At 51.7% G+C, this 12,160-nt stretch carries 13 protein-coding genes; 5 read left to right on the top strand and 8 right to left on the bottom strand.

From position 1 onward, the window contains the following. Positions 1-66 precede the first annotated feature (66 nt). From rpmG to SynROS8604_RS07020, 3 genes are all read left to right on the top strand, one after another. Positions 67-267: a 50S ribosomal protein L33 gene (gene rpmG, locus SynROS8604_RS07030; RefSeq protein ID WP_011619264.1), complete on the top strand. Its 201-nt coding sequence runs from the start codon at positions 67-69 to the stop codon at positions 265-267. Between the two features lie 38 nt (positions 268-305). Beyond that, positions 306-527, top strand: coding sequence for a 30S ribosomal protein S18 (gene rpsR / locus SynROS8604_RS07025; RefSeq protein ID WP_006041316.1), 222 nt, complete (start codon positions 306-308; stop codon positions 525-527). Positions 528-633: 106 nt separating this feature from the next. Next, on the top strand, positions 634-2,571 hold the full coding sequence (locus SynROS8604_RS07020) for a ribonuclease catalytic domain-containing protein (RefSeq protein WP_186545872.1): 1,938 nt from the start codon (positions 634-636) through the stop codon (positions 2,569-2,571). Here the strand turns inward: SynROS8604_RS07020 and SynROS8604_RS07015 are convergent. Both SynROS8604_RS07015 and SynROS8604_RS07010 read right to left on the bottom strand, forming a co-directional pair. Continuing rightward, positions 2,568-4,391 carry an FAD-dependent oxidoreductase gene (locus tag SynROS8604_RS07015; RefSeq protein ID WP_186545643.1) on the bottom strand — a complete coding sequence of 608 codons (1,824 nt, stop codon included), beginning with the start codon at positions 4,389-4,391 and terminating at the stop codon, positions 2,568-2,570. The two genes, SynROS8604_RS07020 and SynROS8604_RS07015, sit on opposite strands and share 4 nt — an antisense overlap. After that, entirely contained in the window at positions 4,388-5,038 is a 651-nt protein-coding gene (locus tag SynROS8604_RS07010; protein ID WP_186545642.1) for a Mo-dependent nitrogenase C-terminal domain-containing protein, read from the bottom strand. Before SynROS8604_RS07010 ends, SynROS8604_RS07015 begins: the two co-directional genes overlap by 4 nt. Positions 5,039-5,098: 60 nt before the next feature. On the opposite strand from SynROS8604_RS07010, the gene metG reads away from it, so the two are divergent. Together metG and lptC are read left to right on the top strand one after the other, a co-directional pair. Continuing rightward, positions 5,099-6,643, top strand: a complete 1,545-nt coding sequence (metG, locus tag SynROS8604_RS07005; protein WP_186545641.1) for a methionine--tRNA ligase — start codon at positions 5,099-5,101, stop codon at positions 6,641-6,643. Next, on the top strand, positions 6,640-7,857 hold the full coding sequence (gene lptC / locus SynROS8604_RS07000; RefSeq protein WP_186545640.1) for an LPS export ABC transporter periplasmic protein LptC: 1,218 nt from the start codon (positions 6,640-6,642) through the stop codon (positions 7,855-7,857). Before metG ends, lptC begins: the two co-directional genes overlap by 4 nt. Before the next feature lie 846 nt (positions 7,858-8,703). Here the strand turns inward: lptC and SynROS8604_RS06995 are convergent. From SynROS8604_RS06995 to SynROS8604_RS06970, 6 genes are all read right to left on the bottom strand, one after another. Next, positions 8,704-8,976, bottom strand: coding sequence for a CCRG-2 family RiPP (locus SynROS8604_RS06995; RefSeq protein WP_186545639.1), 273 nt, complete (start codon positions 8,974-8,976; stop codon positions 8,704-8,706). Positions 8,977-9,323: 347 nt separating this feature from the next. Then, positions 9,324-9,770: a hypothetical protein gene (locus SynROS8604_RS06990; protein WP_186545638.1), complete on the bottom strand. Its 447-nt coding sequence runs from the start codon at positions 9,768-9,770 to the stop codon at positions 9,324-9,326. Positions 9,771-9,928: 158 nt separating this feature from the next. Further along, the gene (locus tag SynROS8604_RS06985) at positions 9,929-10,645 is read right to left on the bottom strand and encodes a Coq4 family protein (RefSeq protein ID WP_186545637.1); all 717 of its coding nucleotides are present in this window, start codon (positions 10,643-10,645) and stop codon (positions 9,929-9,931) included. 92 nt (positions 10,646-10,737) lie between these two features. Next, complete coding sequence (locus SynROS8604_RS06980; protein WP_222930135.1) at positions 10,738-10,908, bottom strand: hypothetical protein; 171 nt, start codon at positions 10,906-10,908, stop codon at positions 10,738-10,740. Positions 10,909-11,278: 370 nt separating this feature from the next. Next, the gene (locus SynROS8604_RS06975) at positions 11,279-11,449 is read right to left on the bottom strand and encodes a hypothetical protein (protein ID WP_186545635.1); all 171 of its coding nucleotides are present in this window, start codon (positions 11,447-11,449) and stop codon (positions 11,279-11,281) included. 339 nt (positions 11,450-11,788) lie between these two features. Continuing rightward, positions 11,789-12,115 carry a hypothetical protein gene (locus tag SynROS8604_RS06970; RefSeq protein WP_186545634.1) on the bottom strand — a complete coding sequence of 109 codons (327 nt, stop codon included), beginning with the start codon at positions 12,113-12,115 and terminating at the stop codon, positions 11,789-11,791. Positions 12,116-12,160: the final 45 nt, after the last annotated feature.

Here is a 12,160-nt window from a genome sequence, read left to right as displayed (position 1 = left end):
CTGTCAGCTGAAGATGTAGAGTCGTTGTTTGTTACTACGCTTCGCTTCTGCGGCGCAACGTCCTTTATGGCTAAAAACAAGGGCGTCCGGATCGTGATCACTCTCGAGTGCACTGAATGCCGGTCCGCCTCCGCCTCCGAAAAGCGTTCTCCCGGCGTGTCTAGATACACGACGGAGAAGAACAGACGGAACACCACTGAGCGGCTGGAGATCATGAAATTCTGTCCCCAGCTCAACAAAATGACTCTCCACAAGGAAATCAAGTGATTTTGCAGGTGTCCATCGTTCAACAGCTTTCCTGAGTTATGTCTAGTTCCTTCTTTAAGAAGCGTCTTTCTCCGATCAAACCTGGAGATCCCATTGATTACAAAGATGTGGATCTGCTCAAGAAATTCATCACCGAACGCGGAAAAATCCTTCCTCGTCGTTTGACTGGGTTGACTGCCAAGCAGCAGCGCGACCTGACCAATGCTGTAAAGCGTGCTCGCATTGTGGCGTTGCTTCCCTTCGTTAACCCAGAAGGCTGATCCACTGGCTTCGTCCGCTCTCCAACCAGGAGATCTTGTCGGCGTTCAAGAGTCGAAGGGGAATCAACTGGCTGTCGTCGAATCTCTTCAAGGCAGCAAAGCGCGCTTGAAGCTTGGATTTGATCGCAAATCCGTTGTCTTACCCCAGCGACAACTCAATCTTCTCTGCCCCCTGCCTTCCGGAGCCGATCTCCCGGATGGGCTGGGGGCATCTCCTTGGCATCTCAAAGCCGAGAACGTCCACCCCTCTTGTCTCGATCGTCGCAGTTGGGGCGCAGCTTGGCTCTTGCTCCTGGAATCAGACGAGACAGTCGAGATCGACTTTTTTAGTGATCTCGTCTGTGGAGGTACCAACCCGAGCCAATTAGCACTGTGTTGGTTGGCCTTGATGGGGCCCCAGCTTTGGTTCCGTTACAAACAGGATCAGATCAAGGCTCGCTCAGCTGGCGAACTCAAACCGCTACGACGACAACAACGGCTCAAAGCTCTTGAACAACAGATAGAGCAGCGTTGGAAAAAGCTACTCAGCGCTCGACAACAACTTGATTTGCAAAGCCTTCCACCAGCGCTTAGCGACAGGTTGGAACAACTCAAGGAGGTGGTTTCAGGGTCCCTCGAATTCGCCCAACTTGACCGGGTCGTTCAGCAAAGTCTGGTGGGTCTGCGTCTTGATCAAGACCGGGCAGATCTTCGCCTTCTCTTGGTGGACCTCGGCCTTTGGGACCCCCATCAACTGGCATCGATGGCTGGCACAACCTGGTCATCAGGATTCAGCCCGGCTCTGCTCGAGGAAGCTGAGCGCTTGGTGGAGCTCAATACAAGCGAACGCCCCGGTGACTCCGAGCGCATCGATCTTTGCGATCAGCGCTGCGTCACGATCGACGATGAAGACACGCGAGATATTGATGACGGGATCGCGCTGGAGCGTCGCGAGGATGGCACGCAACGACTCTGGATTCACATCGCAGACCCGGGGCGACTGATCGATCAAGACTCAGCTCTCGACCTCGAAGCCAGGCGGCGCGGTAGCAGCCTCTATTTAGCGAAAGGCAATCTGCCGATGTTTCCAGATTGCTTGTCGACGGGGCCTTTCAGTTTGCGAGCACGGACGCGAACGGCTGCCTGGAGCATTTGGGCTGAACTCACCAGCGACGGTGAGCTCGGAGATCACGGAATCCAACGCAGCTGGGTGCAACCCACCTATCGACTCAGCTACGAAGACGCCGATGAGTTGATCGAATTAGCGCCACCAGAAGACACCGACTTAGCAGAATTGGATGCGCTTCTCAGCCGCAGGCGGGACTGCCGAGTTCGCAATGGGGCCCTTCTCATGGATCTGCCAGAAGGCAGGATTCGTTGTCGAGATGGTCAGCCGTCTCTCGAGGTCAGTGAACCTGGGAGATCCAGGCAGATGGTTGCTGAAGCGATGATTTTGGCTGGTGCAGTGGTAGCCCGAATTGCGGAAGTGCAGGACCTGGCTTTGCCATTCCGCAGCCAACTGACTGCTGACCTCCCCCCCAGCTCCGAATTGGAGGCACTGCCAGATGGAGCCGTTCGATTCGCCGCCATCAAGCGCTGTCTCAGTCGCGGAATCATGGGGACCCAACCCGCAGCCCACTTCAGCTTGGGACTTGCCTCCTATGCCCAAGCCACATCCCCCATTCGCCGCTATGGCGATCTTGTTGTGCAGCGGCAATTCCAAGCCCAACTCAATGGCGAGGAAGCCCTGGATCGCGATGCCATGCAACTGCTCATCACCGACTTTGATGCAGCGGTGCGTGAAGGCATTGGAATTTCGAGGGAAGACCAACGCCACTGGCAACAGGTGTGGTTTGAACTCCATCACAAAGAGCAGTGGGCTGCTCAGTTCTTGCGCTGGTTGCGTCCTCAGGATCAGCTTGGACTGGTGCGCATTGACGATCTAGCCATGGATGTGGCGGCTGAATGCCCAAGAGATTCAGAACCAGGTGAGGGCCTGCTCGTCAATGTGCAGCATGTTGACTCAGCTCGTGATCAACTCAGGCTGGTGGCTTCTGCTCACTAAATTCCCCTGGAGCCCTGCAGGCTGATGCCCCGTAACCAGGGCCCCCAGGGGTTGGCCACCGCGAGCAACTCAACGGCCTTCGGGCGTTCCTGATGCGCCAGCCAACTGCTCAAGTCAGGCTCGAGGGTGATCAAGGGCCAACGCAGGCCGCTCACAAGTTCCAATTCGTATCCACCTTGGCCATCAGGCAGCAGCGTTCCTGACCAAACATCCTGTTGAGGCTGGGGAGGAGGTGCCATCCCAGACTGCGCATCAGAACCGAGCCAAGACCCATCGCCGCCGAGGAGCTCTGGGTGATCTAGACATGCGCGCTGTCTGTGTTGCCAATCTGGATGATGCCAAGGAGTGTCCCAAAGCGGAACGATTCCAGAGGGAGCTGTGGGCTCCTCGATCAGGAGCTCTTGAAGGAGGCGAACGGGCAGAGCAGCGAGTGGACGCTGGAGCCGAATCGACAAGGCCGCAGCTGCTCCAGCAGCCTGCCCCACATTGAAAATAAGCGGTTGAAGCCTTGTAGCCCCGTTGGCCATATGGCTGGTACTGAAGGCCTTGTCAGCGCTCAACAAGTTCTCCAGGTCAGCACTGACTAGTGCTTGATAGGGAATGCAAAAGGGAGTCCCGGACCAACGGCCACCCCAGCGACAGCTTTTGGGGGCAAGCGGCCAATCAGGACCGGGATAGTGATGGTCGTTGGCGTAATTGCCAACAGCAATCGAGTCCAACGCACCAGCGTCATTGAATGGAAGCGCAGCGATCGATTGCCCGGTCGTCTGAGGCAAGATCTCCCGTTCGATCACCGTCTTGAGACCAATCATCCGGCGCCCCTCACGCCAATAGGGCATGGCCGCCAACCAGGGAGCAGGACTTCCAGACTCGTGGGGGAACGCCTTGCCCCGCGTTAACCCACCGGCACTACACCGCTGAAGTTCATCGGCAAAATGCAGGCTGTGGGCTTGCATTTCAGCCATCAGCTCCTGCTGGACCTTGGGATTGGGGTCGAAGGCTCGATCTAATCCTCGATGCCAGTCGTTGCCATGCAAGGGCCAGTTCAGCATCACCAATCCCCCAGGCAAGCGCCCGTAACTGATGGTGCGATTCACACCAAAGGCTGCGCAGGCCTGTTCAAACGGCTCCGACAACACCGGGGGAGCATCGAGCCCCCGCCCTGAAGCAGGATCAGCGAAATGGTGATCGCTGTGCAACTGACCCATCACCACCCATGTGGGTGACTGCACTGGCTGCTCTCGAAAAAAGGCTTCCGTTTTAAGACGATGCGCTTGAGGCGCGCTCGGTTCTCCCCACAGCTCCTGAGCCTCCCAACCCAAACGAAAGGGTGCCTGCACCAAGGGCAGTAACTCTCCGCGATCACTGCCATCGATCACCACATCGCAACCAATGCGATGAACACCTCCAGCGCGTTCGATCAGTACTGCTTGCACCGCTGGTCCTGAACGTTCCACATCCAGCAGCTGACAATTAGCCCACCACTGAAGATTCGGGAGTTCCTGCACCCAATTTTGAAGAATCCGTTCAGCTGTCGTTGGCCGATAACCAAAACAACTCACCCAGTTCTGATCGAGGCCTTCTGGCTCGGTTTGATAGAGAGCCCTGAGGAAGGCACCCCACAAGCCGGTCTGCCAAGGGGCGAGTTCATTGCCATCAGGACAACACACTCCCGCTGTACTGACCATCCCTCCGAGCCAACGCCCTGGGGTGAGCAGAAGTGTCTCGGCACCGGATCGAGCAGCCTGAAGTGCGGCGGCAACACCGCCCGTGCCACCACCCCAGACCACCACTGGGCTACGGCAAGTTTGCGTGGTCATACCTGAGCCGATTCGCGACAGCTGATCCGCAGTTGTTCATCCATGGAAAGGTGGCCAAGACAACGAAAACGCAGCACTATCAGCTGCTCGTACAAGGGATTGATTTTGCACATCGCTGGAACATGAACCAGCTTGCGGCCAAACAAAATAATGTCTCGCTCAAAAGGGCACTGAGAAGGAATCAGCTGAACGATGAAGGACGAAATCCTCTCGTCACGAGGATCCAAATCATCGAGCCATTGCTTCAGGGGATCCAAGGGTTTCCAAGGCTGGGGCTCCCGTGAAGAGGATGGAACCAAGCTGTTAATCAGTTCACTATTGAGGCCAAGCGCTGAGGCCCAGGTTTGGAGTAAATCAAGTTCAAAGTGGCTGAGATGACCATCCGCTAAAGCAACCACGACCGCTGACCTCAGGAATTGCTCCGCACGATTGGGGTCCGAAGCGAACAGACGGTTGATGTCATCAAGATCAGGAGCTCGCCAATGCTTCCAATCAAAGTCTTGGAGAGGACAGTCGTCATTGAGTTGCTCAGCCAGCTGCCGCTGTTCCTCAGGATCGAAGTCTCCATCAACAAGGGCCAGCTGATGCAACGCTGCCAGCCAAGTTGACCTGGCCTCATCGACAGACGCAACGTTGAGAAGTGGCATGACGAAGCGAAGGGGGGTCGTTAGGATCCAAGGCCGGAAGGGGAACACCCCGAGAGGACCATGATTTATACCCTTACAACCCCTCTTTACTACGTCAACGACAAACCACATTTAGGAAGCACTTACACCACCATTGCCTGTGATGCACTGGCTCGCTTTCAGAGACTGGAAGGACACGACGTGGTGTTTGTGACTGGCGTTGATGAACACGGTCAAAAAATCCAACGCACAGCCGCTGCTCAAGGAATCAGTCCCATCGATCACTGCAATCGGGTCACAGCCAGCTACGAAAAGGCCTGGAAAGAATGGGATATCAGCCACGATCGATTTGTTCGAACCACATCCACTCGCCACTTGCCGCTGGTCCAACAATTTTTTCAACGCTGTGAAGCAGCTGGAGATATTCGCAGTGGACGGCAAACCGGTTGGTATTGCGTTGGCTGCGAGGAGTTCAAAGATGATCCTGCCGAAGCGACCAACCCGGCTTGTTCCATCCACCAGAAGCCATTGGAGTGGAGAGATGAAGAGAACCTCTTCTTTTGTTTATCCCATTTCCAAGAAAAGATTGAAGCCCTGCTCAGTCAGCCTGATTTCATTGCACCAGCGAGTCGACGCAAAGAGATTCAAAATTTTGTGGCTGGAGGGTTACGCGACTTTTCCATTTCAAGGGTGAATGTGGACTGGGGATTACCCGTACCGGGGCATCAAGGCCATACCTTTTATGTGTGGTTTGATGCCTTACTCGGCTACCTCACGGCTCTCTTAGATGACGGTGGAAGCATTGACCTAGAGCGCCTAAACGCTGTTGGCTGGCCAGCGGATCAGCATGTGATTGGCAAAGACATTTTGCGCTTCCATGCTGTGTACTGGCCGGCCATGTTGATGTCTGCAGGCTTACCTTTGCCCAAAAAGGTTTTTGGTCATGGTTTTTTAACCAGAGAAGGGCAAAAAATGGGCAAATCGATTGGAAACGTTCTTGACCCAGACGTGCTCCTGAGTCGCTGTGGCACTGATGCCGTTCGCTGGTATCTCTTACGTGATATTCAATTTGGAGACGATGGGGATTTCCAGCAACAGCGGTTTGTTGACCTCGTTAATAATGACCTTGCTAACACCATTGGGAATTTGCTGAACCGAACATCTTCGATGTCTCGCAAATGGTTTAACGAGTGCACTCCGATCGTTGACGGAGAAGACAGCGATCATCATGCGTTACGCCAGGCTGCCGAAACAGCGATTGCTTCTGTCCGGGCAGCCATGCCCTCCATGGCATTTCAAAACGCGGCTGAGGCCATCCTTCAGCTCGCCATTCAAGCGAACGGATATCTCAATGATCAAGCACCTTGGAGCAAGATGAAGAAGGGTGGTCAAGACGCGCAAGTCGCCATCGACATATACGGGGTTTTAGAAAGCGCTCGACTAGTGGGATGGCTGTTGCAACCACTGGTTCCCGATTTGAGTGAGCGGATTCTGACCCAGCTCAATCAAAGCTCATCAGCCACCGACTGGACGGGACAGCTGCAGTGGGGAGGCTTGGAATCGGGCCACCCGCTCCCCCAGCCACAACCGGTGATGCAACGATTGGAACTTGAAGAAGCACTGTGACCTTTGCCGAGCGATTCAACCACTTCAGATTGCTGAAAAGCAGCACCTGGATCACACCAGTGATTCTCAGCGTTCTCGTGCTGGGCTGCGCCTCCTCAACAGAGAACCGTTCAAAAACGGATGCACCGCTGCCATTTGTCTTTCGCAAATTAGAGCTCGAACAGAAAAAATCAAGCGGAGATATCGACTGGAAACTCTCAAGTCCTGAGGCGCGCTATGAACTCACTCGAAGATTGGTGAGAGCTAAGCGACCGGTTGGTGTTCTCTACAACAAAAACAAACCATCCTTCGAAATCAAGGCTGATTTCGCCGTAGTCATCAACGACGGCGAACAAATCATGCTTGAAGGAGATGTTCAACTTCAACAAATAAATGGGCAAAAGATTTTAATCAAAGGCGAAAGGTTGCGTTGGGAACCAGAACTTTCTCGCCTGATCATGGAACAACAGCCAAGGGCATTTGATGATCGTTCAAGAATCACCGCAACCCTTGCCATCCTTCAGCAAGATACCAATAGCCTCACACTCAGCGGCCCCGTCCAACTCGATCGCTGGCAAGACAAGCTGGCCCTCACTTTCAAACCAGATACGGCAGTTCGCACAGGCCAGGCCACCTGGAACCTCGAGGACGGTTCACTTAAGGCCAATGGACCAGTTCTGGGTCAACGCCGAGATCAGGAAGGCGTTGTTCTAGAGCAACTGGAAGGGCGGGAATTAATAGGCAATACGCAAAAGGGCCTGATCACAGTGAAATCCCCTGTGATCGTGACCATGCCGAAAAACAAAGGCCTCTTACGCGCCAAAGACACCAACTGGAATTTCCGTAAACAAACCCTGAGTAGCAACGATCCATTTGAGGGTTTGATTAATCAAACCCAGATCAATGGTGAGAGTTTCCTTGCTGAACTCAATCAGTCGTCCGTGGTCATTCCCGAAGGCTGTCGCATCCAACAACCAGGAGAACAGTTGCAAGCGCGCCAATGCCGTTGGAATTGGGAAACCGACGAAGTGTTGGCAACGGGTGGGGTTCGCGTAGAGCGTGAAAGCAACAATCAAATCACCGAAGCAGAGACATTGAGCGGATCCGTGGGGGATGAGGGGTCGTTTACGTTCACGGCACCGGGAAACAAAGTGCGTTCCCAGGTCACGATTGAGGAGGAGACAAACGATCGAGACCCAAACACGAAGACATCTCAACCTCCAGTGCTGTTTTAAACGTTCTTGCTAAATGACTGGCTTCAACGCCCTGGGCACTAAAGGAGTTTGCATCCTTCGTTGCCGATCGTTGCCTAAACAGAACCCATCTTTCAAGCAACAGATCATTTTGGTTTGAGGCAAAGCAGGAAAGCAACTGCTTAAAGCTCTCTGCTGCAATAAAAATTTCCGCTCATGGCGAGGCATCGGTTCGACATTAAAGTAGATATCCCAAAGAGGAGAGTTGTGCTCGAGGAAAGCCAAAGGCAATCTTTTATGTTATCGAATACATGTGGATTAAGCATTCAGCATCATTGGCTACGTTAAGCCGACCTTTTATATTGCCATATTCTCCTCAATTAAGACGTCTTTGCTCCTGATCACGCTGATAAAGCTCTTCTGCTTTTCTATTTAACTGATTCTGAATGCGATTGGTGTCATCTCGGTCATCAAGTGACTGGGAAACATTCCAGACGAGAATACAAATAATTACAACCAGCCACCCATACTTACCAACAAATTACCAGATAACTCTAATTACTTCTATAGTTTCAAATAACAGTATAGAGACGTGTCCTGCGAATACTGCTGTTGTTGCTTGACTGGCAGCTGATATCAGATCAGCACCACACTTCCTTCCTCCATTTTGGTGTCCAGCCGTTGAAACAGAACGATGCCACCAACAACAATCTAAGCACCAAGAATGTACGTGCCTGGATTTAGAATGAGGTTTATAGCAATAAAAAAGCGGTCAATTGCTGCCTGCTGAAAGCTACAGAAGACAGTTTCAGCGTGGCGCTTGTTGAGTCTTCAATAAAAAACCCCGCTCGTGGCGGGGCTTGATGTTGTTTGTTGCTTGTCTGTCCCTCAGAAGCTCGTACCACCAGGTCCTTCACTACCGCTGAGTCGGAACTCAGGATGAACAATGCCCTTGCCACCACCAAAGATGTCCTGGATGTCTTTCCAGGTAAAACGGTCAGTGCAAGTTTCCCCATTAGGTCCCATTTGCACGCCACCAGCAAGGGCAGTGAGTTGATCAAGAGTGAGTTCGATGTTGGTCATTGGTTTGAAGGTGTTGTGGAGGTGTTTCCCCCCGATGAACACACCATCTCCTGAATCAAAGGCTGAGGTGATGACCACGATCAAGCGGTGCTGTGATCTTGCTCACAGGGGCATTACGTCATTACACCGTGAGCTACTTCAGTTCACTTGGGTAGAGCTTCCATCGTTCGCCTTCGGGAATGGATGGAGGGTTTTCCATGTCTGCTGGTTCCGTGAAGACCAGCTTCCACTGGGGAAACGGCAAGTAAAAGCGTCCAAGTGCTCGATACGGATCCCCCCCAAAACAGAGAGAGCTCCATCCCCCCCCTTCCAACACCCCTCATGCTTTAGAGGGTTGCCCTTGAACCACACCCAGCAACGGACATTGGGTTGTGTGGTGCATTTAGGGGCAAGCATTTAGCAAGATATCATTCAATGAATCAATATCAAAATGTTGCAACCATCTCATAAGTACCTTCGTTCTTCCATTTAATCCACTTACTACTTTCTAATGCTTTATTTCTCCTTCCTATAATTGTATTATTGGCTTTGTCGTTAACACAAACACGGGAGAGGACGAGGTTCTTCCCATTCATGGGGTATCTCCTCGTAAGAGAGGGATTTACAAAATCACAACTTCCTTGACCTTCAAAGAGACCAAGAGCATGTCGAGCATTATCCCAGGATATTGATTCATGAACATTACCAGTCTGCCTCCACCAAGTACATGCAGCCTCTGCTTTCTCAAGCGAGGAATAGACCGTTGGTTTTGAGGAAGAATAGCGATGAACGACTTTGCCAATAATTGGAACAATCACGCTTAGAGACAGCAAGAAAATAACCGTCTTGCCTTTCCTGGACTTCCAATCCATCTTATTAGTGAATATGCCCATGACTCATGTTATCGGAAATGTTCAGATCCTTTGTTGAACTAGCTCATCCTGACTAGCGTACCTCCAATGAGCCAGTTGAATCCACCACCAGCCACACCTTCCAGCTCTTGCTCTGAAATCTCATCTTGAGCCCTAGTGAAATGGCGTAATCGGAACATTTAGGCATAGATGTCTTCCAAGTCCTCCTGGAACGGAGATGTCATCAGCAGCTTGGCGATACCCAATTCGTTCTGCCAATCGATGATCGGTCGTTCCCAGCCATCTTCCCAACGAGGGGAGAAAAGTTCAGTAACCTCCTGGCCAACTGCAATGCCGAAACCGATTGCATCCCAGATCAGCCTGCGCTCATTTGGTTCGTAGGCACCGCGGAGCATCCATGATGAAAGAACTCCGATGTGATAGGGGCTTGATCCAGTGCTTGCATAAAACGCCGTCGCAGCAGCTTCACCTGCGACTGTGATCGGAAGACCGAGGATCGTGTGGTGAATCTCATGCAAACGTATAAATCTGGTTATCGCGAATTCTTCATCAGTTTGGCATTCTGATATCAGCGATTGATCAACTAAAAAAGAAATCCCAAGTTTCTCCAGGCGGCGATGCACGCACCAACCAAGACTTCCTTTAGGCATAGCAGCCATTTGCTCCAGATCTGGCCATAGTGGTGAAGGTCGGTTGGCGAGTAGCTCCTGAACTTTTGGGGTGGCTAGAACTCTTTCAATACAATCTTTCTCCAGTTTAGTTTGTCCTGGGATTGCAAAATATCTGCCGTGTTGAAAAATTTTTTCAGGTTGCTTTGCTGTTTGCAAAATGGAAACCGCTAACTTTGTAGCACTTTTAGAAAATGATGACCGCACGTAGTGTTGCTGTTCTGACATCTGTTGATGAAACTCCTACGCAAAGAGTAGATGTAACAACCTGTATCCAAATCCCTCAAACGGGGGGTATAAAACACGGCGCTTTCCCCCATTCAGTTGATTTTTAAGTTCAGAGAAGTCAGTTGATGGAACAGGTTGGATAATGAGATGCCATCAGAAGAAATCACAAATCGACCATTTTTAGCAACGGCAGCATTAGCAGCTGATTGAGCGTCCTCTAAAGATTGGTAGCTATAAAAAAACCCCACCGATTGGCGGGGCATTGCATTCAAACGGTTTAGCTCAGTAGATCAACCATTATTGTTCAGACAATCGCAAAGCTGGGCATCACCTCTGCTCGCCTGGGCGATAGCCCAACATCACAAATTTCACCCCAATTTGATCTTTCTCCAAGAACAGGGTTGAAGGATTCACCAAAGCGATTCATCCCAGCAGCTGGTTCGAAAGTTTCCCTCACATAGGTCGAATCACATAGGTCGAACCATCAGGGTTAGAGGAATCCACAAGGCAATAGCCAGTGCAATACGTTGATGCGCCTCCATTCGTCCAGATGTCCATGGAATGGCCACATTCGGTTAAAGAATCCTCATGAGTGGCACGGAAATTAGCACCGTCAACTGTCCACCAACCTTTTTAAGCTGGCTTGTTCACTGGACCTACATCCAGGCCAATGATGTCGTCGCCGGTATCAGGTGTAACAACGAGGATGTCATCCCCGTCGGTAGGCAGGATGATGGTCTCAGGTTGATTTTGAGGACAGATATTGGCCTTAAACGTTGTAACCCAATCTGTATAGTGAGGCATGATTTAAGTAGCAGTGGAGGGTTGTTCCCTCTCGATGAACACACCATCTCCGGAATCAATGGCTGAGGTGATGACCACCGTCAAGCGGCTCTGTGATCTTGCTCACAGCTGCTTCAAAGCAATAAAAAACCCCGCTCGTGGCGGGGCCATTGATGAATGAAAATGCTTGATGTAAATCATTGATCCCAGGCGGATCCAAAGCCAGGAGCGGTGCAGAGAATACAAATAGGAAGCCAACCCTGTGAGCACCCTTAGTAACCCTACAAAAGGTTTTTCCTGCGACATCTGACGGGTGGACTCCAGACGATGAATCTGAGCTTTGCAGCAGTCCTTTCGTGGTCAATCTTGGACGAGTTTCAACCCAGAAACTCGTCCAACACCAACCTGACCCTGGGATGCCGCTTCCACCAACTTCGATAGCTCTTTGTCCTCCAAGACTTGGCTTCCTTGCACCTTAAGAGTCGACCAGTCGAACCTCGGAGTTTGGGGCGCTACGTTTTTGGCTTTGTCCAGTAGAGACTTCGCAATGGTCTTCGTATCTTCACCCGCTTTGTCACTCAGGAAAACGACCTGAGCAAGCGTTGGTGTGGCTTTTTCACCGTAAGCAAGGGTGACTAGATAAGGGAAGAACTGTGCTTTGTCAGCACGACCGGTGGATTCGCTCAAAGGTTAATAATCTGAAAAATCTGAGTTTAAATGACGGCAATTGAT

Origin of the sequence: Synechococcus sp. ROS8604 (assembly GCF_014279655.1) — a bacterium.
Lineage (GTDB): Bacteria > Cyanobacteriota > Cyanobacteriia > PCC-6307 > Cyanobiaceae > Synechococcus_C.
The sequence above is the reverse complement of the archived record's forward strand: the minus strand, read 5'-3'. Positions and strand labels throughout refer to the sequence as shown.